The organism is Kitasatospora sp. MBT63 (assembly GCF_000710465.2).
Lineage (GTDB): Bacteria > Actinomycetota > Actinomycetes > Streptomycetales > Streptomycetaceae > Kitasatospora.
Genome location: NZ_JAIZ01000412.1, coordinates 35,528 through 57,582, shown reverse-complemented (window position 1 = coordinate 57,582; position 22,055 = coordinate 35,528). Strand labels below are relative to the sequence as shown.

21 protein-coding genes and 2 pseudogenes are annotated in these 22,055 nt (G+C 73.7%); 17 read left to right on the top strand and 6 right to left on the bottom strand.

The genetic code is table 11. From position 1 onward, the window contains the following. The 5 genes and pseudogenes from AA75_RS52310 to AA75_RS23090 all read left to right on the top strand — a co-directional run. The coding region (locus AA75_RS52310) for a glutamate-cysteine ligase family protein (protein WP_033822099.1) at positions 1–426 on the top strand (426 nt) is incomplete at its 5' end. Further along, complete coding sequence (egtB, locus tag AA75_RS23100) at positions 423–1,769, top strand: ergothioneine biosynthesis protein EgtB (protein ID WP_033822098.1); 1,347 nt, start codon at positions 423–425, stop codon at positions 1,767–1,769. The genes AA75_RS52310 and egtB, both read left to right, overlap by 4 nt. Continuing rightward, positions 1,769–2,449: pseudogene (gene egtC, locus AA75_RS52305) on the top strand (ergothioneine biosynthesis protein EgtC); the annotation flags it as partial. The gene egtB and the pseudogene egtC, both read left to right, overlap by 1 nt. A gap of 141 nt (positions 2,450–2,590) precedes the next feature. Further along, a complete protein-coding gene (gene egtD / locus AA75_RS52300; RefSeq protein ID WP_033822119.1) occupies positions 2,591–3,568 on the top strand; it encodes an L-histidine N(alpha)-methyltransferase in 978 nt (325 codons plus the stop codon). A 271-nt stretch (positions 3,569–3,839) separates the two neighbouring features. Further along, a complete protein-coding gene (locus AA75_RS23090) occupies positions 3,840–4,832 on the top strand; it encodes an alpha/beta fold hydrolase (protein ID WP_033822097.1) in 993 nt (330 codons plus the stop codon). 90 nt (positions 4,833–4,922) lie between these two features. Here AA75_RS23090 and AA75_RS23085 read toward each other — a convergent pair whose 3' ends face one another. Beyond that, positions 4,923–5,576, bottom strand: a complete 654-nt coding sequence (locus tag AA75_RS23085) for a TetR/AcrR family transcriptional regulator (RefSeq protein ID WP_199520394.1) — start codon at positions 5,574–5,576, stop codon at positions 4,923–4,925. Positions 5,577–5,688: 112 nt separating this feature from the next. Here AA75_RS23085 and AA75_RS23080 point away from each other — a divergent pair, with 112 nt between their 5' ends. Then, the gene (locus AA75_RS23080) at positions 5,689–7,239 is read left to right on the top strand and encodes an MFS transporter (RefSeq protein WP_033822095.1); all 1,551 of its coding nucleotides are present in this window, start codon (positions 5,689–5,691) and stop codon (positions 7,237–7,239) included. Between the two features lie 124 nt (positions 7,240–7,363). On the opposite strand, the gene AA75_RS23075 is transcribed toward AA75_RS23080, so the two are convergent. Then, positions 7,364–7,966: a TetR/AcrR family transcriptional regulator gene (locus tag AA75_RS23075; RefSeq protein ID WP_033822094.1), complete on the bottom strand. Its 603-nt coding sequence runs from the start codon at positions 7,964–7,966 to the stop codon at positions 7,364–7,366. Between the two features lie 83 nt (positions 7,967–8,049). Here AA75_RS23075 and AA75_RS23070 point away from each other — a divergent pair, with 83 nt between their 5' ends. Then, positions 8,050–8,931 carry an NAD-dependent epimerase/dehydratase family protein gene (locus AA75_RS23070; RefSeq protein WP_033822093.1) on the top strand — a complete coding sequence of 294 codons (882 nt, stop codon included), beginning with the start codon at positions 8,050–8,052 and terminating at the stop codon, positions 8,929–8,931. 150 nt (positions 8,932–9,081) lie between these two features. On the opposite strand, the gene AA75_RS23065 is transcribed toward AA75_RS23070, so the two are convergent. Further along, positions 9,082–9,648: a class I SAM-dependent methyltransferase gene (locus AA75_RS23065; protein WP_359889806.1), complete on the bottom strand. Its 567-nt coding sequence runs from the start codon at positions 9,646–9,648 to the stop codon at positions 9,082–9,084. Positions 9,649–10,077: 429 nt separating this feature from the next. Here AA75_RS23065 and AA75_RS23060 point away from each other — a divergent pair, with 429 nt between their 5' ends. Next, positions 10,078–12,684 (top strand): SpoIIE family protein phosphatase, encoded by a 2,607-nt coding sequence (locus AA75_RS23060; RefSeq protein WP_033822092.1) that lies wholly within the window; start codon positions 10,078–10,080, stop codon positions 12,682–12,684. Positions 12,685–12,739: 55 nt separating this feature from the next. Here the strand turns inward: AA75_RS23060 and AA75_RS23055 are convergent, their stop codons facing one another. Continuing rightward, positions 12,740–13,612 (bottom strand): glutathione S-transferase C-terminal domain-containing protein, encoded by an 873-nt coding sequence (locus AA75_RS23055; protein ID WP_033822091.1) that lies wholly within the window; start codon positions 13,610–13,612, stop codon positions 12,740–12,742. A gap of 518 nt (positions 13,613–14,130) precedes the next feature. On the opposite strand from AA75_RS23055, the gene AA75_RS23050 reads away from it, so the two are divergent. From AA75_RS23050 to AA75_RS23010, 9 genes and pseudogenes are all read left to right on the top strand, one after another. Next, positions 14,131–14,991, top strand: a complete 861-nt coding sequence (locus AA75_RS23050; protein WP_033822090.1) for an SMP-30/gluconolactonase/LRE family protein — start codon at positions 14,131–14,133, stop codon at positions 14,989–14,991. A 133-nt stretch (positions 14,992–15,124) separates the two neighbouring features. Next, a pseudogene (locus AA75_RS23045) lies at positions 15,125–15,481 on the top strand (GntR family transcriptional regulator); the annotation flags it as partial. A gap of 231 nt (positions 15,482–15,712) precedes the next feature. Next, positions 15,713–16,081, top strand: a complete 369-nt coding sequence (locus AA75_RS23040) for a hypothetical protein (RefSeq protein WP_149038319.1) — start codon at positions 15,713–15,715, stop codon at positions 16,079–16,081. A 3-nt stretch (positions 16,082–16,084) separates the two neighbouring features. Beyond that, positions 16,085–16,618: a DUF6879 family protein gene (locus AA75_RS23035; RefSeq protein WP_051813109.1), complete on the top strand. Its 534-nt coding sequence runs from the start codon at positions 16,085–16,087 to the stop codon at positions 16,616–16,618. Then, the gene (locus AA75_RS23030; protein WP_033822089.1) at positions 16,615–17,457 is read left to right on the top strand and encodes a helix-turn-helix transcriptional regulator; all 843 of its coding nucleotides are present in this window, start codon (positions 16,615–16,617) and stop codon (positions 17,455–17,457) included. Before AA75_RS23035 ends, AA75_RS23030 begins: the two co-directional genes overlap by 4 nt. 87 nt (positions 17,458–17,544) lie before the next feature. Then, positions 17,545–17,772, top strand: coding sequence for a hypothetical protein (locus AA75_RS23025; protein WP_149038318.1), 228 nt, complete (start codon positions 17,545–17,547; stop codon positions 17,770–17,772). A gap of 29 nt (positions 17,773–17,801) precedes the next feature. After that, complete coding sequence (locus AA75_RS23020) at positions 17,802–18,020, top strand: hypothetical protein (RefSeq protein WP_033822087.1); 219 nt, start codon at positions 17,802–17,804, stop codon at positions 18,018–18,020. Positions 18,021–18,106: 86 nt separating this feature from the next. Continuing rightward, on the top strand, positions 18,107–18,742 hold the full coding sequence (locus AA75_RS23015; protein WP_033822086.1) for a hypothetical protein: 636 nt from the start codon (positions 18,107–18,109) through the stop codon (positions 18,740–18,742). Between the two features lie 228 nt (positions 18,743–18,970). Then, positions 18,971–19,525 carry a hypothetical protein gene (locus AA75_RS23010; RefSeq protein WP_033822115.1) on the top strand — a complete coding sequence of 185 codons (555 nt, stop codon included), beginning with the start codon at positions 18,971–18,973 and terminating at the stop codon, positions 19,523–19,525. 144 nt (positions 19,526–19,669) lie between these two features. On the opposite strand, the gene AA75_RS23005 is transcribed toward AA75_RS23010, so the two are convergent. Both AA75_RS23005 and AA75_RS53525 read right to left on the bottom strand, forming a co-directional pair. After that, entirely contained in the window at positions 19,670–20,554 is an 885-nt protein-coding gene (locus AA75_RS23005) for a protein phosphatase 2C domain-containing protein (RefSeq protein ID WP_051813107.1), read from the bottom strand. Positions 20,555–20,562: 8 nt separating this feature from the next. Continuing rightward, positions 20,563–22,020, bottom strand: coding sequence for an HlyD family efflux transporter periplasmic adaptor subunit (locus tag AA75_RS53525; RefSeq protein WP_033822085.1), 1,458 nt, complete (start codon positions 22,018–22,020; stop codon positions 20,563–20,565). Positions 22,021–22,055 lie beyond the last annotated feature (35 nt).

Here is a 22,055-nt window from a genome sequence, read left to right as displayed (position 1 = left end):
CTGGACGACCTGGACTCCCCCCTGACCACGCTGTTCCCGCCGGTCCGCGCGCGCGGCTGGCTGGAGCTGCGGATGATCGACGCCCAGGCCGGCGACGGCTGGATCGTCCCGGCCGTCCTGGCGGCCACGCTGCTCGACGATCCGGCGGCGGCCGAGGCCGCCTGGCAGGCCACCGCGCCGCTCTGCCCGGGCGGCGCCGACCGGCCCGACGACGGGACGTGGCTGCGGGCCGCCCGGCTCGGCCCCGCCGACCCCGAGATCGGCAAGGCCGCCCGGCTCTGCTTCACCGCCGCCGTCGCCGCGCTCGCCGATTCCGGCGCCGACCCCGACGGCCGGCTGCGCGGCGCCCTCACCGCGTACGCCGACCGCTACACCGAGCAGGGCCGATGTCCCGCCGACGACCTCCTGGAAGGACCGGACCAGTGAACGCCCACCCCACCCCCGGCGACGCCACCACCGCCCTGGCCTCCTCCCGGCAGCGGACACTCGCCCTGACGGACTGCCTGGACGAGGACGAACTGCTGCGCCAGCACTCCCCGTTGATGTCACCGCTGGTCTGGGACCTGGCCCACGTCGGGAACCAGGAGGAGATCTGGCTGGTCCGCGAGGCAGGCCGACTCCCCGCGCTGCGCCCCGACCTCGACCGGCTCTACGACGCCTTCCGGCATCCGCGGGCCGCGCGTCCCGCGCTCCCGCTGCTGCCGCCGGACGCTGCCCGCCGGTACCTCCGCCAGGTCCGCGAGCGGGCCCTGGAGGTCCTGGACGCCGCGGTGTTCGATACGGAGGACGGCCGTTCGGCCGACGGGCAGGACCCGCTGCTCGCAAGGGGATTCGTGTTCGGGATGGTCGCCCAGCACGAGCAGCAGCACGCCGAGACCATGCTGGCCACCCACCAGCTGCGCTCCGGGCCCGCCGTCCTGGACGCCCCGCCGCCACCGCCCGCCGGCCCCGACGCGACCGCCCTGCCGCGCGAGGTGCTGGTGCCCGGCGGCCCGTTCACCATGGGCACCGACACCGATCCGTGGGCACTGGACAACGAACGGCCCGCCCACACCGTGGACCTGGCACCGTTCTGGCTGGACACCGTCCCGGTGAGCAACGCCGACTACCAGGAGTTCATCGAGGACGGCGGCTACGCCGACCCGCGCCGGTGGAGCCCGCAGGGCTGGGCGCACCGACAGCGGGCCGGCCTGGAAGCACCGCTCTTCTGGCAGCGGGACGGGCGGGCCTGGCTGCGCCGCCGCTTCGGCCGCACCGAACCGGTGCCACCGTCGGAGCCGGTCCTGCACGTGTGCTGGTACGAGGCCGAGGCCTACGCCCACTGGGCCGGCCGGCGACTGCCGACCGAGGCCGAGTGGGAGAAGGCCGCCCGCCACGACCCGGCCACCGGCCGTTCCCGCCGCCACCCCTGGGGCGACGCCGACCCGGCCCCGGACCACGCCAACCTCGGCCAACGCCACCTGCAGCCCGCCCCGGTCGGCAGCTACCCGGCGGGCGCCGCGCCGTCCGGCGCACGGCAGCTGATCGGCGACGTCTGGGAGTGGACCAGCAGCGACTTCCTGCCCTACCCGGGCTTCACCGCCTTCCCCTACCCGGAGTACTCCGAGGTGTTCTTCGGCCCGGACTACAAGGTGCTGCGCGGCGGTTCGTTCGGCGTGGACCCGGTCGCCTGCCGGGGCACCTTCCGCAACTGGGACCACCCGATCCGCCGGCAGATCTTCAGCGGTTTCCGCACCGCCCGCGACGTCACCCCCGGCGAGGCACGCTGATGTGCCGCCATCTCGCCTACCTCGGACCGGAGACCGGCGCCGCCGCCCTGCTGCTCGGCCCGCCGCACGGCCTGTACGCACAGTCCTGGGCGCCCCGGCGGCAGCGGCACGGCACCGTGAACGCGGACGGGTTCGGCCTCGGCTGGTACCCGCCGGACCCGGACGAGCCACCGGCCCGCTACCGGCGCGCGGTCCCGATCTGGGCCGACCCCAACCTGCCCGACCTCGCCCGCACCGTCCGCACCCGGGCGCTGCTGGCCGCCGTCCGCTCGGCCACCGAGGGAACCGCCCACGACGAAGCGGCCGCCGCCCCCTTCCGCGACGGGCCGTGGCTGTTCAGCCACAACGGGGCCGTCCCCGACTGGACCAGGCTGCCCGCCGCACTGGGAGCGGAGTGCGGGCTCGGCCCCAAGGACCTGCTCGCGCTGGAGGCACGCAGTGACTCCGCCCTGCTGTGGGCGGTCCTCTGCCACCGGCTGCGCCGCGGCGAAGCGGCCGCCGCGGCACTGGCAGCCGTGGTACGGCAGACCGCGGCCGCCCGCCCCGACGCCCGGCTCAACCTCCTGCTCACCGACGGCCGCACGATCACCGCCACCCGCCACGGCGACACGCTCTGGTACCGGACGGCCCCCGACAGCGTGCTCGTCGCCTCCGAACCGGACGGCGAAGGGGCCTGGCGGGAGGTTCCCGACCACTCCCTGCTGGTCGCCGTCCCCGGCCGCGTCCGGGTGACCCCGCTGCGGCCCGCCGCACCACTCCCGTCCCGCACCACCGACAACCGCACCACCGAGAACCGCACCACCGAGGAGCGCAGCACGATGATGACGAACCGCTTCACGCTCGACCACCGGCTCCCCCAGGACCACCTCGCCACCACGCTGCGCGCCGACGTGCTGCACGGCCTGTCCGCCGCACCCAGGACGCTGCCGTCCAAGTGGTTCTACGACGCCCACGGCAGCGAACTCTTCGAGCAGATCACCCGCCTGCCCGAGTACTACCCGACCCGCGCCGAGCAGGAGATCCTCGCCCGGCGCGCACCCGAGATCGCCGCACTCACCCGGGCCCGCACCCTGGTCGAGCTCGGCTCGGGCTCCTCCCGCAAGACCCGCCTGCTCCTGGACGCGCTCACCGCCGCCGGGACCCTGCAGCGCTACGCGCCACTGGACGTCAGCGACTCCGCGCTCGCCGAGGCCGGGGAGGCACTCTGCCGCGACTACCCCGACCTGCAAGTCGTCGCCACCGTCACCGACTTCGAGCACGACCTGGCCCTCGGCGACGAACCGGGTCCCCGCCTGCTGGCCTTCCTCGGCAGCACCATCGGCAACCTGGACCCCGCCCAACGCCGGTCCTTCTACACCACGCTGCGGCACGCACTCAGCGGCGACGACGCCCTGCTGCTCGGAGCCGACCTGGTCAAGGACCCCGGAACGCTGATCCGCGCCTACGACGACGGCCGAGGCGTGACCGCGGCCTTCAACAAGAACGTCCTGAACGTCCTCAACCGCGAACTGGGCGCCGACTTCGACCCCGCCGCGTTCGACCACGTGGCGGTGTGGAACGAGGCCGCGGAGCGGATCGAGATGCACCTGCGCTCGCGTACCGCCCAGACGGTCAAGATCCCGGCCGTGGACCTGGTCCTCGAACTCGCGGCCGAGGAGAGCGTGCGCACCGAGATCTCCGGCAAGTTCCGCCGCGAGGCACTCACCGCGGAGCTCGCCGCCGGCGGCTTCACCGTCAGCCACTGGTGGACCGACCGGTCCGCCCGCTTCGCGCTGCTGCTCGCCGTCCCCACCCGCTGACCGCAGGGTCGCCGCCGGGTCCTGCGGTCCGAACCCGGCGGCCCCGAGGCCCTCCGGGCCTGGCCAGGCGTCACCGACCCACGCCTCGGCGGCGGGTGAGGCCGGACAGCAGAGGAAGCCGCGGCGGGCCGTGCCCGTCCTGCCGTCCGGCCGGAGGCGTCGGTGCCGTTGTTGCCGTTGTTGCCGGAACGGCAACGTTTCTCGCGTCGAGCAGCCGGTCCGACGCATGATCGGCGGGCATCCGCGGCCCCTGCGAAGCAAGGAGAAGTCCATGCATCAGCGCACCCAGTCCGCCGGCCTCCGGCACCGCACCATCGACGCGCCCGCCGGGCGCCTGCACCTGGTCGAGCAGGGAACCGGCCCGCTGGTCCTGTTGGTCCACGGCTTCCCCGAGTCCTGGTACTCCTGGCGCCACCAGCTCCCGGCCCTCGCCGCGGCAGGATTCCGGGCGGTCGCGCTCGACGTGCGCGGCTACGGCCGCTCCTCCCGGCCGGCCGCGGTGGACGCCTACCGGATGCTCGACCTGGTGGAGGACAACCTCGCCCTGGTACGAGCCCTCGGCGAGGAGCAGGCGGTGATCGTCGGACACGACTGGGGCTCCAACATCGCGGCGGCCTCCGCGCTGCTCCACCCGGACGTCTTCCGGGCCATCGCCCTGCTGAGCGTCCCGTACGCGCCGCCGGGCGGCCCCCGCCCCAGCGACGTCTTTGGCCGGATCGGCGGCCCCGAGCAGGAGTTCTACGTCTCGTACTTCCAGGAGCCCGGCCGCGCCGAGGCGGAGATCGAGCCGGACGTCCGGGGCTGGCTCGCCGGCTTCTACGCGGCGCTGTCCGCCGACACCATGCCCGCCGGGGACCGGCCCGACCCGCACTTCGTGACCCGCGGCCACGGCCAGCTGCGCGACCGTTTCCCCGTCGGCGAGCTCCCCGCCTGGCTCACCGAGGACGACCTCGACGTCTACGCCGGGGAGTTCGAGCGCACCGGCCTGACCGGGGCCCTCAACCGCTACCGCTCCATGGACCGCGACTGGGAGGACCTCGCGCCGCACCGCGGGGCCCCGATCAAGCAGCCGTCCCTGTTCATCGGGGGCGCCCAGGACGCCTCCACGACCTGGATGGCCGACGCCATCGACGCCTTCCCCAGCACCCTCCCCGCCCTGGCCTCCTCCCACATCCTGGACGGCTGCGGGCACTGGATCCAGCAGGAGCGCCCCGACGACGTCAACCGGCTGCTGACCGGCTGGCTCGCCTCCCTCCCGGACTGAACCCCCGGGGGGCCGGGCCGCTTCGACCACCGGCGGCCGGAGGCAGCGGGTACGCAGCGGGGGCTGCCGACGCCCGGACGATCACAGTGGTCACAGGCCTCGCGCGACGGCCGACAGGACCGCGGAGAGCGCCACCCGGACCTCGGCGTCGGGCAGGCCCCGCAGCGGCCCCTCCACCAGCAGATCCGACAGACCGTGGACCGCGGACCAGGCCGCGTACTCGGCGCCCGGCCGGCGCCCGGCCGGGACGGCGCCGCACCGGACCAGGTCGTCGAGGTGGGAGGACAGGATCGCGAAGGGGTCGGCGCCCGGTCCGCCGCCGACCGCCTCCTTCCGCGGGGGCGCGACGGCGCCGCAGAACGCGGTTCGGAACCAGCCCGGTTCGGCGATGGCGAAGTCGACGTAGGCCTCGCCGATCGCCGACAGCCGCGCCCAGGCGGCCCGCACCTCGTCGGCCTGCACCTCGTCGGCCTGCACCTCGTCGGCCTGCCCCTGGTCGGCCAGGTCGACGGCGCCGGACCGGCTGATCATCAGCCGCCCCAACTGCTCCATGCAGCGCCCGGCGACCGCCGCCAGCAGGTCCTCGCGGTTGGCGAAGTGCCGGTAGGCGGCGTTGTGCGAGACACCCGCCTGTCGGCTGACGGCCCGCAGGACCACCGCGGCGGGCCCGCCGGTCCGCGCGAGGTCCACCCCGCCGGCGACCAGGGCCTCCCGCAGATTGCCGTGGTGGTAAGCCCGGCTCATGGCCATTTCTCCCTCCCTCCGGTGTTGACAATGTCCACTTTGCGGTGGAATGTTGGCAAATGTCCATATGTTCCCGCTGTCAACATCGGCCCTCACCCGGTCGGAGGCAGTCATGCCCCACCGCCCCGCACCCCGTCGTTCCCTGGCCCTCGCATCCGTCTGCCTCGCGGCCTTCGCGATCAACCTGGACACGACGATCGTCAACGTCGCCCTCCCCGACCTGGGCCGCCAGCTGAACGCGACGACCCGCGACCTCCAGTGGATCGTCGACGGCTACAACCTCGCCTTCGCCGCCCTGGTCCTGACCGCCGGCTCGCTCGGCGACCGGTTCGGCCGACGACCCGCACTCCTCGCCGGACTCGCGGGCTTCGCGGTCACCAGCACGGTGGGGGCCGTCGCCGGGTCCTCGCAGGCGCTGATCGCCGTCCGCTTCGCGATGGGGGCGTGCGCGGCGGTCATCTTCCCGACGACCCTGTCCGTCATCACCAACTGCTACCCGCAGCGCGGCGAACGCGCGAAGGCGGTGGGGCTGTGGGGCGCGGTCACCGGCCTGGGCGTCGCCATCGGCCCGGTGGTCGGCGGGCTCCTGCTCGCCCACTTCACCTGGCCCTCGGTCTTCCTCGCCCTCGTACCGGTGGCGCTGATCGCCCTGGCCGCCTCGTGGCTCTGGGTACCGGAGTCCCGGGACCCGTCGAACGCGCGCCTGGACCCGCCCGGACTGCTCACCGCGTCGGCCGCCGTCGGACTCCTCGTCTACACCATCATCGAGGCCCCGAACCGCGGTTGGAGCGCGCCCGCCACCCTCGCCGGCTTCACGGGCGCCGCCGCCCTGGCGGTCCTGTTCGTCGTGATCGAACGCGGGCGCCGCCACCCGATGGTCGACGTCGCCCTGTTCCGCACCCCGGCCTTCTCCGCCGCCAGCGCCGCCGTCACCGTCGCGTTCTTCGCCCTCTTCGGCTTCATCTTCCTGGTGACGCAGTACTTCCAGTTCATCCGCGGGTACGGCGCCCTCGCCACCGGGGTGCGCATCCTGCCGGTCGCCCTGACCATCGCGCTCGGCTCCCTCGGCGGCGTCGCACTCGCCGCACGAGCCGGAACCCGCGCGGTCGTGACCACGGGCCTCCTGCTCCTCACCGCCTCGTTCGGCTGGATCGCCCTGTCGCCCGCGTTCCAGCCGTACGGCCAGATCGTCGGCCAGATGGTCCTCATGGGGCTGGGGCTCGGCCTGACCACCGCACCCGCCACCGAATCGATCCTCAGCGTCCTCCCGCCGGCCAAGGCCGGTGTCGGATCGGCCGTCAACGACGCCACCCGCGAGACCGGCGGCACCCTCGGCGTCGCCGTCATCGGCAGCATCTTCACCTCCCTCTACGCCGCCCACCTGGCGTCCACGGCCTTCTCCACACTCCCGGCCGAGACCACCACGGCAGCCGAGGGATCCGTCGCGGCAGCCCTGCACACCGCGGACTCCTCCGGAGGGACGGCCCGACAGCTCCTGCGGGCAGCGGTACAGAGCTCCTTCATGGACGGGTTCCACCTCGCCTGCACCGTCGCGGCCGGCATCTGCCTGCTCGGCGCCGCGGTCGCCCTGGCCCTTCCCGGCGCCCGCCCGCGGCCCACCGGCCGCGAGGCACCGCAACCCGCGGCCACGCTCACGCGGTGACCGTGGTCATGCGGGCCGCGCCCGTTGACGGGTGATCACCGGCCGGCGGTCACAGTCCCGACCGGCACCGGCACCCCGGCCGCGGCCCACTCCGGCCCGGCGATCCGCTCCGGGCCGACCACGCTCAATGGGCGGGCAGGTCGTCCGACCAGGCCAGTGTCGCGCCGGCCGCGCGCAGTTCGCCCAGGGCCGCCAGGGTGTACCCGGCGAGTTCCTCGTAGGCGTCGCGGTCACCCTCGGACCACTCGGCGAACCCTCGCTTGAAGGCGAGGACGCCCAGCTCACCGGCCAGCGCCGCGGTCGGGTCGGGGACACCGCGGGCGACCAGAGCCGTCGTCATCGCCGCGGCGAGGCCGACGCTCTTGAGCGTGTCACGCTCCTGGAGTTCGGCACAGGCGGCGACGACGGCCTTCACACGCGGGGCGAGTTCACGGTTCATCGGCCCCATCGCACCCGAGGCACGTTCGAGACCAGCGGCGATCGCCTCGATCGGCCCGGCGCCGGCGGGCGCATCGGCGATCCCCTCGGCCAGCAGCCGGCTCAGCGTGTCCTGCCCGGCCACCAGCAGTTCGCGCTTGTCGGGGAAGTGCCGGAAGAACGTGCTCTTTGTGACCCCCGCGCGCTCGGCGATCTGCGTGACGGTCGTGACGTCGTACCCCTGCTCGGCGAACAGGTCGACAGCGGCCACGACGAGACGTTCGCGCGCCCCTGGTTCCCACCTTCCCATGGGCCAATCCTAGCTGATGGGACTTTTGTCCCATCACCTGTAGAGTGATGAGACAAGAGTCCCATCACTCGAGGGAGTTTCCCATGCGCGTTTTCGTCACCGGTGGCACCGGACTGATCGGGGCCGCCGTCGTCGCGGAGCTGCTCGGCAACGGCCACACCGTCCTCGCCCTGGCCCGTTCGGACGCCTCCGCGGCGGCCGCCGAGGCGGCCGGCGCCGAGCCCCTGCCCGGAGCCCTCGCCGACCTGGACGTCCTGCGGACCGGCGCCGCCCGCGCCGACGGGGTGATCCACCTGGCGTTCGGCCACGACTTCAGCAGCCGCGACGCCGTCGCGAAGTCCGTAGCCGAGGAGAGCGCCGCCCTCGCTGCCCTCGGCGAGGAACTGGTCGGCAGCGGCCGTCCCTTCGTCACCGTCGCGGGTACGCCCCTGGTACCCGGCCGAGCCTCCGTCGAGACCGACCCGCTATTGACCGACGGGCCGGTCGGCGGCCGCGGCCTCGCGGTCAACGCGGTCCTGGGCCTGGCCCCGCGCGGGGTCCGCAGCACGGCCGTCCGCTTGCCGCGCACGGTGCACAACCAGGGCAGCGGCGGGTTCGCCGGTCTGCTGACCGACATCGCGCGCCGCACCGGCGTGTCCGGCTATGCCGGCGACGGCACGCAGCGCTGGCCGGCGGTGCACGCGCTCGACGCGGCCGTCCTGATCCGGCTCGCCCTGGAACAGGCCCGGGCCGGCACCTCCTGGCACGCCGTCGCCGACGAGGGGGACGAGGTGCGCGACATCGCGGCGGTCATCGGCCGGCGCCTGGGCCTGCCGGTCGCGTCGGTCCCGGCGGAGACCTACGGTCCCCTCGCCCAGATCTTCGCGAACGACCAGCCCGCGTCCAGCGCCCACACCCGGCAGGTGCTCGGCTGGGAGCCGAAGCACCCCGGCCTCCTGGCGGACCTGGAGAACCTCCGGCCCTGACGGGAAGCCGGGCCGGTCCCGCGCTGCGGCACCCGCGCAGGCGGCGCGGGACCGGCCCGGTGCCGGTGGCCTGCGGCGCTCCCGCCGGGTGCGTGGGCGCCGCCGTCCGCACGGCTGACCGCGCCGAACTGCGTTGGCAGGGGCCAGTGTTCAGCCGAGCGAGCTGTCGGCTTCCCGCGACTGGAACACGAGGGAGCTCCACCGGACGCCGTCGCGGCCGTGAAGATCGGGACGCTCGCTGCGGTGAACCGTCCGCAGACCACAGGCAGCACCCAGCTCGGCCGTCTCGGCGGCGGACACGTCGAACATGTGGCGGCCCTCGGGCACGGGCCCGTGGCGCAGATTGACGAAGAACCGGCCGCCCGGCACGAGCAGCGCGGCGATCCTGGCCATGGCGCGTCGGCGTTCCGCGGCGTCCAGATGCATCCACACCGCGGTGGCGAAGACAGCGTCGAACCGGCCCGGGTGGCGGCTCAGCGTCAGGTCCGGAAGAACGTCGTCGACCCAGTCGATCCCGCTCCCCGCATGGATGCGCTGCCCGTGCGCCCGCAGCTCCGCCGTCGGCTCGACGGCCACGACGGCATGTCCACGGGCCACCAACGCGGCGGCGTCGCGCCCGGTCCCCGCGCCCACATCGAGGATGCGCCCGGCCTCCGCAGGGACCAGCCGCAGGACATCGCCGTGGACCTCGCCGAAGGTGACCTCCTCGTACTGCACGGCCAGCGCGTCCGCCGCCTCGGCATAGCCAGCAGTCCCCCTGACCGGGCCCGTGCCACCCCCGACCGGTGCCAGTTGATCACTCATGACCGAAGGCTACTGAACCGGAAGCCCGACTCGACGGGCCCTCCTGTGCCCCGTCGTCGATCGCACGGACCCGCGCGCATCTCACCCGGCCGGCGCCGACCGGCCGGGCGGTCGCGGATGCCCAGCACCTGCTGGACGTCACGCTCCCCGGTTCCCTGCTCGACCTACTGCGCCACCGGAACGGCGCACCGACCCGCGGACGCCGTCCTGGCCGACGCCCGCGCCGGAGCGGGCCACCGCCGCCCGTCGCGCCCTCCCGCCGGGTCCCGCCGACCCTCGCCGGGTCCGGCCGCCGTCGGGTCCGCCTTGACAGTGGCGTCCGCCGGACGTAGAGCGGGAAGCATGAACCGGCACGAACCGGTGGGGCCAGCGGGACCGCAGGCCGGGAGCAGCACGGCCACCCGGCCGGACTCGGGCACCGCGCCGGGCGGCGCCCGTCCCGGCGGGCCGGCCGGGACCGCGGACGCCGACGGTGTGACGGCGGAGTGCGAGGACGCGCTGGTGGCGGCCGTCGTCAAGGCCATCAGGGAGACCGGCGGCCACGCCGGGAGCGTCTTCCTCCGCTCCCGGGACAACCGTTCGATCGTGCTGGCCGCCACCTGCGGGGCCTCGCCGTCCCTGCTCGGCGGCTGGCGGCTGATCCCGGTCAACAGCCCCATTCCGGTGGCCGCGGCCTACCGGTCCGGGCGGACGGTCCACCTGGCCGACGCGGACGAGACGGCGCGGCGCTATCCGCAGCTCGCGGTGGCCCTGCCGTACGCGTTCGGCTCGGCGTCGGTACCGGTCGGGGCCGGGCAGGAGCGCCTCGGGGCCATGGCGGTGGTCTGGTCGGCGCCACCCGGCCACGCGGGACTGTCCAGGGCCCAGCTGCGCCACCTGCGGGCCATCGCCAACCGGCTCGGCACCGCCCTCGCCACCCTCCGGGAGCGCGGCGCCGCCTTCGACTACGACGGCTCGACGGTGCCCATCGAGGTCCCGGCCCCGACCGCACCGGCCGTGCGCGTCGGACTGTTCGACTGGCGGCTCGACACCGGGACCGTGTCCGCCGACGACGAGCTGTGCGCGATCTTCGGCCTGGCACCCGGTGCCTTCGACGGGCGCGCCGACTCGCTCGCCGCCCGGCTGCACCCCGGCGACCGGGTCTCGCTCCGGGCCACGGCCCGCGCGGCCGTCGCGGACGGCCGGGTGCTCGCCCGGCGGCTGCGGATCCGCGCCGACGACGGGTACCGCACCGTCGAGCTGTGGGGCCGGGTGCCCGAGGCGCCCGGCGAGGAGGCGCGCAGCCACCTGGTCGGTTGCGTGCTCGACGCCGCGGCCGGTGCCGCGGCCGTCACCGCGGTGGAGCGGCTGCGGGACGGACTCTTCTCGCTCGCCCCGGACGGGCGGGTGACCTACGCCAATCGCAGCCTGGAGGAGCTGCTCGGGGTCCGGGTCGGGGAGCTGCTCGGCCGCCGCCCGTGGGAGGTCCTGCCCTGGCTGTCCGATCCCATCTACGAGGACCGGCACCGGGCCGCCATGGTCTCGCAGCAGCCCACCACCTTCCTGGTCCGCCGCCCGCCCGACCGGTGGCTCGCCTTCTCCCTGCACCCGGACGAGAACGGCGTGACCGGCCGGGTGGTGCCGTCCGGGCCGCCGCAGTCACCGCCGGAGGTGGCAGACCCGCCGGTCGGCTCCGGCAGGACCTCGGTCTCCCCCGGGCCCGGGAGCCCCGCGCCCGACCCGCCGCCGACCGCGGCCGCGCCCGCACGCCTGGGCGCCATCTACCGGGTCCTGCAACTGGGCAGCGCCCTGACCGAGGCCGTCACCACGGGTCAGGTGTGCGAGGTCGTCGGCGACCAGCTGCTGCCGGCCTTCGGCGGACAGCACCTGGCCATCTACGTGATCGCCGAACACCGGCTGCACCTGCTGTTCAACACCGGCCACCACGACCGCTTCCTGCACTGGCTGGAGGGCAAACCCCTCGACACCCCGCTCCCCGGGACGGAGACACTGGCCCCCGGCGTACCCCTGTTCGTCGAGTCCCGGCAGGACCTCACCGGCGCCGCTCCGGCCCGCGCCATGGAGGGCGTCGGGGCCTGGGCCTACCTGCCGCTGATCGCCTCCAACCGTCCGGTCGGCACCTGCATCATCGGCTTCGACGAGATCCACCACTTCACCACCAAGGACCGCGGCATCCTCACCGCGTTGAGCGGTCTGATCGCCCAGGCCCTCGAACGCGCCCGGCTCTACGACACCAAGTCCGCCCTCGCCCACGGCCTGCAGACCGCGCTGCTGCCCCACCGCCTGCCGGTCCTGCCGGGTATCCGCACCACCGGCCGCTACCTGCCCGGCACCAGCGAGATGGACATCGGCGGCGACTGGTACGACGTGATCCCCACCGCGGACGGCGTGGCCCTGGTCATCGGGGACGTCGAGGGCCACAGCGTCGCCGCGGCCGGCACCATGGGCCAACTGCGCAGCGCCGTAAGGGCTTTCGCGACGGCCGGCCACTCCCCCGGCGACGTGCTGGCCGGGACCAACCGGCTGCTGGCCGACCTCGGCCCCGGGCTGCTCGCCAGCTGCTGCTACATCCGCATCGAACCGGGCACCGACCATGCGTACGCCGTCCGCGCCGGGCACTGCCCGCCGCTGCTGCGCCTTGCCGACGGCAGCACCGAGGCGCTGGAGCTGGCGGGCGGCCCGCTCCTGGGCGTCGACAGCGCCAGCACCTATCCGCAGACCCGGCTGGACCTTCCCCCGGGCTCGGTCCTCGCCCTCTACACCGACGGCCTGGTCGAGGAGCGCGGCACCGACATCGACCTGGGCATCGACCAGCTGCGGGCCGCCCTGGCCCACGCCCGCGCCGCGGACCTCGAGGAGCTCGCCGACCAGCTGCTGCGCAAGGCCCTGCGCTCCCCGCACCGTACGGACGACATCGCCCTGCTGCTCACCGCGTTCCGGCCCGGGTGACCCGCCGGCTCGGGTCAGCGGCACCGACGACTCCTGCGGGGAGCGCGGTGGCGCGTCAGCCGGAGTGCACCCGCCCCTGGGCGTGCTCCGCCCAGTCGACGATCCGGATGGCCGCTCCGGCGGCCTCCTCGCCCAGGCACCGGGCGTGGTGGCGGCGGGCGATGGCGTCCAGGTCGAGGTGGCGGCCGAAGGCGGGGTGTCCGGCCAGCCGGCGGGCGTGGGCCCAGAGCCGGGGATGGTCGGCGATGAGCTGGACGGCGGCGGCGTCCAGGTGCCAGCGGTGCACGGTGTCCAGCCGTACCAGGGTCACCCAGAGTTCCACGTCCGCGAGGGTCAACTCCTCGCCGAGCAGGTGGCTGCGGGTGCCGAGCCGCCGCTCGAGCTCGCCGAGGCCGTCGAGCAGGGTCCGCAGTGCCGTCGCGCGCTCGGCGGGGGTGGCGTCGGAGCGGCCCGCGCGCTGCGCCGGGGCGTTGATGCTGAGCTCGCACAGCTGCCGGACGGCATCGATCGCCGTCTCCAGGCCGTGCGGGTACAGGTCCGGGTGGACGTCGGGGCCCGGGCCGGGGAAGCGCCGGGCCAGGTCGGTGAGGATCTCGACGGGGTCGGTGCTGACGATCCGTCCGCTCCAGCTGTCGCTGAGCACCGGCGCCCCGGCCGGCCCGGGGTACTGGTGCGCGCTCGCGTCGTACAGCGGTCGCAGCGCCAGGTATCCGCCGTCACCGTCGTCCGGCAGTGCGGGCAGCACGGTCACCGGGAGGGTGTCCTCGAGGCCGAGCAGGCTGTGGGTGACGGCGATCTGCAGACAGTGCGGACAGGACGGTGTGAGGTGGAGCCGGTAGCGGTGCGGTACGGGGTAGTACCCGCTGCGGGCGTCGTGGCCGATCCTCCCGCGGAGGGCGGGCACGGCGGACGGGGACGTGGCGGACATGGGTCTCCCAGGGTCGGGGGTACGCGGACACGCGCGTACGACGCATCGGGTGAGGGGAGGCGCGGGCCTCGGGGCGTGCGAGGGCGGCCGCCCGGGGGGATCAGAAGAGAGTGGCCGCCGGGCCGTGGGGAGCAGGCGCTCGACCCATGCTGCTGCAGACCCGTTGCAGGTCGATGTGGCGACGGCTCGTCAGCGTCGGGAGCAGCCGGACAGCGTGGGCCGAGCCATCGGTGACCGGCTCCGCACGCCTCACGGCTCTCCCACCCAGGTTCGACGAGTCCTGTGTCGGAGTGTCATCCCGCGCCCGCGCCGCGTCAAGGGCCCCGACGGCGGCGGGCGGTCCGTCCCGCATGGTGGGACGGATAAGCTCACCCCGCGGGAGAGGCACGGCCGGCCGACCGACTGCGGCTCCGCATCCGGCCGGGTGTCACCTCCGCCACCTTGGCCGCCGGTGACATCCTGGTCCGGCCACTCACCCGACCCCGCCCCCGTTCGCCCCACCGCCTCCGAGGAGCCGCATGCGCGCCGAACCCGCCGACCTCCACCGCCTCGACCTCGGCGAGGGCCCCACCTGGGACGCCGCGACCGGCCGCCTCTACTGGATCGGCATCCCCGACCGCCGGCTGCGCTGGCTGGACCACCGCACCGGCGCCACCGCCGGCCTCGAACTCCCGGTGATGCCAGGTGCTTTGGCGCCCGCCCGGGACGGCCGGGTCCTGCTCGCCACCGAGCGCGGCTTCGAACTCCTCGACACCGCCGACGGCACGAGCCGCCTGCTCGCCCCGGTCGAGGCCGACCGCCCGGACCGGCGGATGAACGACGGCGCCTGCGACCCGTACGGGCGGATGGTCGCCGGCACCATGCGGACCACCGAACCACTGGCCGACGGCCGCCTCCACCGCCTCGAGCCCGACGGCACGGTCACCACCGTCCTCGGCGGCCTCGCCGTCCCCAACGGCCTCGCCTGGCCCGAACCCGACCGGCTCTGGTACATCGACAGCCCGACCCGCCGGATCGACCTCTACGAGTACCCCGAACACGGCCCGGTCGGCCCCCTCATCCGCTCCCTCGACGTCTCCCACCTCCCGGGGGTGCCCGACGGCATGACCCTGGACGCCGACCGCAACCTCTGGGTCGCGTTCTGGGACGGCGCCGCCGTCCACTGCCTCACCCCGACCGGCCGCCTGCTCGCCACCGTCGAGTTCCCGGTCCCCCGCCCCACCAGCTGCACCTTCGCCGGCCCCGACCTCACCACCCTCTACATCACCACCGCCCGCACCACCCGTACCACCCCCGACACCCCTGACGACCCGTCCGGCCGCCTCTTCCGCCTCGACCACACAACCCCCGGCCGCCCCGACCACCCCTGGAACGAATAGCCCGGGCTGGGCGCGGAACCGGCTCTCGTTCATCGGACGCCCGGCGCGGACCTGAACGCGGAACGCCGTCCCTGCGGTGCCGTTGGAGCGGCTGGTCCTGAGCTGAGTACCCTGGAGATCCGCGCCCGGCAAGCGGGTGCCGAGCGGGAACGCCATCGCCCAGCAGTACACGGTGGCAGCCGAGACCGCGCGCAAGGCGCTGGGAGTCCTGGCGGCAGAAGGCCTCACCGAGGTCCCGGCGCGAGGCAGGGCCCTGGTACGGATGTTCCGTCCGATCCTGCGGCGCGGCACGAAGCGCCTCGCACAGTCCGACTGGAGCGAGGGCCGGTCGATCCAGGATGACGACCTCGACGGCCGGCCGTTACTGGCGGACCGGGTCTCGGTCGACGAGCAGCCGTGCCCGGCGCACATCGCCCCGGCGTTGAGACACGAAGCCGGCGCCCCGGTCTGGGTTCGGACCGACGGTACCTCGTCGAAGGCGGGCCGGTGATGGTGGCCACGGCCTACCTGCCGGCAGCGATTGTTACCGGGTCGCCGATCACCGAGGTGCACACCGGTCCGGGTGGCACGTATGCACGGCTGGCGGATCTGGGAGCCGCGCCGGTGCACTTCCGTGAGGTGGTCCGCTGTCGGAGGGGCCGAGGCGCTGTGCCCGGGAAAGGGGACTCCGGTGGCGTTGATCATGCGATACGCATTCGCGGCCGCGGAAGACGGAAGGAGTTTGACGAAGTGTCGGGAGGGCGTTGACTTCCCTGGGGCCAGGACCCTCGGCCTCGGCCGGCATGCGTTCGTCCTCCACACCCGCAACTACGCGACCTTCGGGCGGCAGCTCGCCGGGTTCTGCCGAACACCCGCGTCCCGACAGCCGACCGGGGCATCCTGGTGCCTCACTCAGCTCAGGTTCCTCGGCAGCACCTCGGACGGCGGGAATTGCCCCACGCTGTACGAGACCGAGACCGGCGACATCGTGGTCCAGGGCGACCGGCTGACCGACCCCGAGGCACTCGCACACCTTCGCGACGTGCTGCCGGGCGAGACCTTCGTCGTCGTCCCCCGCGAACTGCTCGCCCGCTTCGCGCCCAAGGAGTAGCCGGTGCCCGACATCCAGCCCTTCGAGTGCCTCGCCCCGTACTTCGAGGACTTCGAGCACACCGCGTTCCGACTGGAGACCCGCCGCGGCTACGCGGTGGACATCGGCACGGAGCGGTACGAGCGGTTCCTCCGGGGGGAGGCGCTGCCGTTCGAGGCCGACAATCCGTGGCACGCCAACGTCCGCCGGCAGACCGCCCTCGGCAAGCGATTCGAGCGGGTACGTGTGGTCGACGACCCGCTCACCCTCGGCCAGCGGTTCCTCCTGACCAGCGGTCTCGGGAACGTCGACGCCGGAGAAGACATCCGCAACCTGCCCCGGGCCGAGGCCGACCGCCTCGGGCTCCCGACCTTCGACTACTGGCTGTTCGACTCCCGCACCCTGGCCCGCTTCCACTTCGACGGCGACGACAACACCCTCGGCGTCGAACTGATCACCGCCACCGCCCAGGTCCTCGCTGCCTGCCAGGCCCGGGACGCCGCCTGGCACCATGCCGTGCCCACCCGCGAGTTCACCCGGGTAACGTCCGGCGTGTGAGCACCGACTTCCAGCAGGCCCGCGTAGGCCTCGGCGCGCGGCTGCGTGAGCTCCGCGCCGAGGCCGGCCTCAGCAGGCGTGACTTCGCCGCCCGGATCGGCTGGCCACCGTCGAAGGTCTCCAAACTCGAACACGGCAAGCAGACACCGACCCGCGGGGACCTCGAAGAATGGGCCCGTGCAGCCGGCAGGCCGGAAGCCGCAGGGGAGCTCAAAGGCCGCCTACAAGGCCTCGAGAGCCGCTTCCGCACGTGGCGCCGTCTCCTCGTCGGCGGGCACCGGGCCCGGCAGGAGGCAGGCATCGCGCACACCCGGGCGACCACGGTGACCTTCGGGTACGAGCCCGGCATCGTGCCCGGCATCTTCCAGATCGCCGAGTACGCCCGCCACGTCCTGACCCACTTCACCGACCTGCACGACACCCCCCGGGACATCGAGGAGGGCGTCCGGGCGAGGCTGCGCAGGCAGGAAGCGCTCTACCAGCCCGGAAAGCGGTTCCGCTTCATCATGGCCGAGGCATCCCTGTACGTGCGGATCTGCCTCGGCGACATCCTCGCCGCCCAACTGGACCGCCTGACCGGGCTCCTGGGATTGGACACGGTGGAACTGGGCATCGTGCCGCTCGGTGCGCCCGTCACGGTGGTACCCAAGCACGGCTTCTGGCTGCACGACGACCGACTCGTGATCGTCGAGACGTGGAACACCGAGATGTGGCTCGAGGACCCGGAGAACATCGCCCTGTACGAGCGCATCTGGTCGAAGCTCCAGGCCGCGGCGGTCTACGGCCCCTCTGCCCACCGTCTGATCGTGAGGGCGCGGCAGGCCGCTACGACCGTGTGAGCAACCTCGGGAAGGATGATCGCGCCTGGGAGAAATCCCGAGAAACCTCCGGGCGGGCGACCAATCCATAGGCCTAGCGTCCTGCTCATGGCTGGAATCGAGAGCACAGAGCAACCGCTGTCCGTGACCGGGCCGCCGGCTGCAGAGGATCTGACCGAGGAGCAGCGACAGGGCCGCGCCTGCTGGGCCTGCGGTACAGCTGACGGCCCGCTGCACCCGGACGGGCACGCCTACTTGCGGACCGTCACGCCGGACGTCGCCGCACTCGGCTACGCGGTCGCCGTCTGCACTCGCTGCTCGGACGTGACCCGGTGACCCCGCGGGCTCCTCTGTCGCAGGTGCCGATGAACATCTGGCCGAGAGGCGAGGAACGTCGGGATCTGGTCCTCCCTCTCAACCTCCGGCCCGGCGGCCCGTACATCACCCTGGAGTGCCAGCTGGGTGCCCACCACGCTTGCCCTGGCGGTCTGCGCACCGAGACCCAGACGCCGATGTCGGAGTACTGGTGCCGCTGTGGCGAGGACGGCTGCTCCTGCCCGCTGCGGCAGCAGGCCGCCTGGTGACCCACGACCACCAGCCGGTCCCTGATCGACAGGTCCCCGGCGTATTCGGGAGGCGCTACGGGCGTGGATCCGGAACACTTCGCCGAGTGATAGTGCTGCATCCCGTCCTGGAGATCTACCCCGCCGACGACTTCGACCTCTGGCCCATCGCCGAGATCGAGCAGTTCGGCTTCCTGCCGCTCAGCGGTGAGCTCTCACCCGCAGAGGTCGGGACGGCGGTGATGCGCATCGCGGGTTGCAATGACATCGACCCCGACGGCGACCGCCCGCCTCGTCCGGCGGACGCACTCGGCTCGTTCCTCCACGGACTGCTGACCTTCGACGACCTCTTCGCGGCCGGCGGCCTGCGGGTCACCGACGAGTCCACAGGCGTCGTCTTCCTGCCCGGATGCTGCGACGGACTGGAGGACTGGCGCGACTGGCACACGTTCGTCGACGAGGGCGGCCTCCTCGGCTTCGGTCACGACCCCGTGTCACCGGTGGCGGAGCGCTTCGGCCACGCCGTCCGGCTCACCGTCAACGCCGAGCAGAACGACAGTCCGGTGATCGAACTGTCCGTCACCGAACTCCGTCGCCTGCTCGCCGGCGCGGAGCGCGACCTGGCCGAGTTCCTCGCGCTGGCGGCCGACTGGGCCCGCCGGTACCTGCCCGACCACTACGGTCCCGTCACAGCCGCCCTCGCCCGCGTTCTCGACCTTCCCACGCCGGCCACTCCGTCGTAGCCGTAGAACGGCGGACCTGGTTTCGATGGCGATGAAGGCGGCCTCCGGCTGGCCATCGCGTGCGACGCCGTGACCAGGTCGCGGTGGACCTGCCTGGGCATTTCGGCGGGCCCTGGCGAGATTTTCGCGACCGAAGATCGTCATTGCCCCGTCACCGACCACACCGAAGGAGCGTGTCAGCCGTGGCAGACGCCGGAGTCACCTATGACGAGATCGGATGATGAGGTCGTGATCTCCGAGGAACGCGCTGTCGAGCTCGTCGAGTCCTTCCTGGCCGTCGAGTTGCAGACGTGGCCGTGGAGCGGGCCCGCCCCTACACCGGGCGTCTACCACGTGGAGGAGCGCGTGGTCGGCTGGCTCGTCTTCTGGCGCTCGGCGGAACAGGCCCGCGCCCGCACCCGTGAGATGAGTGGCAGCTTCGTCGGCGGTCACGTTCTGGTGGACCGCCACGATGGGAGCATCCATTACGTGCCCGCCGCCGGTTGGGAGGACGAGGGCTGGGAGGAGCAGTACCTCCTGCGGATCAAGGGCATCGGGCAGCCTGATCAACTGGCCTGCGCCGTCCGCGATCTCGCCCGTTCCGCCGGCGCCGCAGCCGCGATGAAGCACCTCCGCAAGCAGGCCCCGCGGCTGAGCCTGCAGGACGCGAAGGCCTACGTCACGACAGTTCGCGATGGTGCCGAGCCACCGGAGGAGCTGGCGCGCCTCACCCGGCAGGAGCCGCAGTGGCCTCTTCCGCCCATCGAGACGCTGGCCGGTCCGCTCCGGCCGGGATCCGGCTGAGGGGCCGGACGTGGCAGGGCCCCTGCCACCTCCCCGTCCGGCTGGTCGACCAAATCGCACGGTTGTGCCATCGGGCGGCGGGTGGAACCTAGCTGCAGATCGGGAACACGGGGAGAGGGGCGGCCGATCACGGCCGAAATGGATCTACCGGTGGCGAACTGTCACCGGTCGGAGCAGCTCGGCGGCGGCCCCGGTGGCCGCCGGATCCGTCCAGTGCGCGGCGGTCGCGTCGTCGTGCGGTTTGAGGCGGGGCCAGCGACGGCCACGCGGGTCGGAGTGCTCGGCCGCCCGTACGGCGGCCAGGAGCGTGGCGGGGCCGTCGAGGGAGAGGAGGGCGACGGTCTCGGGCCAGGTTGCGAGGTGGTAGGTGTCGACGTGGTCGGCGGCGCCGTCACTGAGCAGGGACACCGAGCGCAGGGCTGCGGCGGGGGTGGTGCCGGTGAGGGCGTGCGTGGCGGCGCGCGGGTCGCTGCCGGCCACCCAGTAGCCCCCGGCCGCGTTTCGGTGGCCCAACTCCGCTGCGATGTATGCCTTTCGGGCAGCGGCGTGCCGGTCGGTGCCTAGGGCGCAGCGGTGGGCGGCGGAGCGCAGCGGGTGGAGCTCGGGGATGTGGTGCAGGCGGCGGTCGCTGACCGTCTCCGTCCCGGACCCGTCGGCGCGGGTGAGGAGGAGGGTGGAGTCGTGCAGGACGAGGTGGTCGACGTCCTCCCCGCGCTGGCGGACGATCGCGACGGTGGAGGAGGGGGTTCCGGGATGGCGCAGGTCGCAGGTGGAGCGGTGGCTGTGGGCGACGGCATCGATGGCGTCGGCCAGCAGGTCGGCGACCGGCCGATCCGCGGTGAGCAGGCCGGTGAGCAGCCGGCTACCCAACTGCCGTACGTACCAGTGGACTCCGTGACGGCAGCCGCCGCCGTCCTCGCTTGGCCCGCCGGCGCCGTCGAGCAGGACGAGGACGCCGGGGGCGGTGAGCAGGAGGTCCTGGTTGGGGATGTCGGGGCGGCCGGGCAGACTGGCCGAGGTGATGCTCATGGTCTCCTTCAGAGCAGTGCCACGTCCGCGGACATGCCGGGCATGAGGGTTTCCTGCTGGTCGTCCAGGCCGATCGTGACGTTGTAGTAGGTCGCGCCCGGCACCCGGGCGGGCTGCAACAGGATGTGGTCGACCCGTCCTGTGACGGTACGGCCGGTGGCGGGGACGGTGACGGTGGCGGCCCGGCCCTCGCGTACGTCGGCGATCCGGGATTCGGGCAGCTGGGCGGTCACGCTGAGCGGTCCGGAGTGGAGTGTGACCAGCGCGGTGTAGCCGGAGCCGGCGACCTGGTTGGTGCCCGGGGCGGGGGTGGGGACGAAGAGCTGGATGCCGGGCAGCTGGTCGACCAGGGTGCCGGACTGCGCGGCCGGGCCGGCGTAGGTGTGCACGCCTTGGGGGCCGACGGTGTCACCGGCGGCACCCGCGGTCCCGGCGACCGTACCGTCGGCCGGGGCGGTGATCGTGGTCTGTCTCAGGGCGAGCTGGTCGGCGGCGAGTTGGGCCTGTGCGGAGGCCAGCCGGGACCGGGCCTGGGCGATGGCGGCCGGGGTGAGCGGAGCGCCCTGGGAGGCCACCGTGGTCCGGGCCGCCTGGAGGACGGACTGGTTCTGTGTCAGGCGCGCCTGGAGCTGCTGCGCGTGGGCCTGCCCGGTGGACTGCAGGGTGCCGAGTTGGGCCCTGGCCTGGGCGAGTCTGGCCGTGTCCTTGTCGATCTGGCTCTGCAGGCTCTGGCAGGACTGCTGCTGGGCGGGCGCGGTTGTGGTGGTGGGTGAGGTGGCGGCGGGTGAGGCGGCGGCGGGTGGAGCGGATGCCGTGACGTTCGGTTCACCGGAGGCGGCGACCGGGGAGGCGGCGGCCGCGGTGGCCGGGCAGGACCGGGTGAGGCGTGCGGTCTCGTCGTCCAGCGCGGCCTGGTCGGCGGAGATCACGCTGTTCTGTGCGGCGATGGCGTTCTCCGTGCTGACCTGGGCCAGCGCGAGGGCGCTGCGGGTGCTGTCGGCGGCTGCCTCGGCCTTGGCGATGTCCAGTTGGCCCCGGGCCTGCCGGTCGGCGGTGGTGGCCGGGTTGCTGTCCTCGGCGAGCAGCGCGGTTTCGGCGTCGACGGCGGCCTGGGCCGCGGCGAGGTTGGCGGCCGCCACGCTGCTCACCTGGGTGGCGAGCACCTGACCTGCCGTGACGTGGTCGCCGGGCTTCACGGTGAGGGTCTCGACGGTGCCGGTGTTCGGGAAGTTGAGGTAGTACGCGTGGGCCGGGGTGACCTGACCGCTGAAGGTCACCGGCCGGGACGCGACCGCCTGGTAGGTCCGGATGCCGGCGAAGGTGGCGGCGACCGCGAGGACCAGGGCCAGGGCCACTCTCCACAGGCCCATCGGGGAGCGGGCGGGCCTGATCTCTCCGACGCCTGCCTCGCCGCCGGCGAGCGCGGCGTTCATCCCGCGCACGGGGCGCGAGGGACGGGCCATCATTCCCTGCCTCCTTCATGGGTTCGTCCCGGTCGTCG

What these genes read in the sequence shown, in the direction of transcription:
- AA75_RS23060 (WP_033822092.1), top strand. Translation starts at nt 10,078, where the DNA reads ATGAACCGGCACGAACCGGTGGGGCCAGCGGGACCGCAGGCCGGGAGC.
- AA75_RS53525 (WP_033822085.1), bottom strand. Translation starts at nt 22,020, where the DNA reads ATGATGGCCCGTCCCTCGCGCCCCGTGCGCGGGATGAACGCCGCGCTC.
- AA75_RS23090 (WP_033822097.1), top strand. Translation starts at nt 3,840, where the DNA reads ATGCATCAGCGCACCCAGTCCGCCGGCCTCCGGCACCGCACCATCGAC.
- egtD (WP_033822119.1), top strand. Translation starts at nt 2,591, where the DNA reads ATGACGAACCGCTTCACGCTCGACCACCGGCTCCCCCAGGACCACCTC.
- AA75_RS23085 (WP_199520394.1), bottom strand. Translation starts at nt 5,576, where the DNA reads ATGAGCCGGGCTTACCACCACGGCAATCTGCGGGAGGCCCTGGTCGCC.
- AA75_RS23055 (WP_033822091.1), bottom strand. Translation starts at nt 13,612, where the DNA reads ATGTCCGCCACGTCCCCGTCCGCCGTGCCCGCCCTCCGCGGGAGGATC.
- AA75_RS23075 (WP_033822094.1), bottom strand. Translation starts at nt 7,966, where the DNA reads ATGGGAAGGTGGGAACCAGGGGCGCGCGAACGTCTCGTCGTGGCCGCT.
- AA75_RS23025 (WP_149038318.1), top strand. Translation starts at nt 17,545, where the DNA reads ATGGCTGGAATCGAGAGCACAGAGCAACCGCTGTCCGTGACCGGGCCG.
- AA75_RS23070 (WP_033822093.1), top strand. Translation starts at nt 8,050, where the DNA reads ATGCGCGTTTTCGTCACCGGTGGCACCGGACTGATCGGGGCCGCCGTC.
- AA75_RS23080 (WP_033822095.1), top strand. Translation starts at nt 5,689, where the DNA reads ATGCCCCACCGCCCCGCACCCCGTCGTTCCCTGGCCCTCGCATCCGTC.
- AA75_RS23050 (WP_033822090.1), top strand. Translation starts at nt 14,131, where the DNA reads ATGCGCGCCGAACCCGCCGACCTCCACCGCCTCGACCTCGGCGAGGGC.
- AA75_RS23005 (WP_051813107.1), bottom strand. Translation starts at nt 20,554, where the DNA reads ATGAGCATCACCTCGGCCAGTCTGCCCGGCCGCCCCGACATCCCCAAC.
- AA75_RS23020 (WP_033822087.1), top strand. Translation starts at nt 17,802, where the DNA reads ATGAACATCTGGCCGAGAGGCGAGGAACGTCGGGATCTGGTCCTCCCT.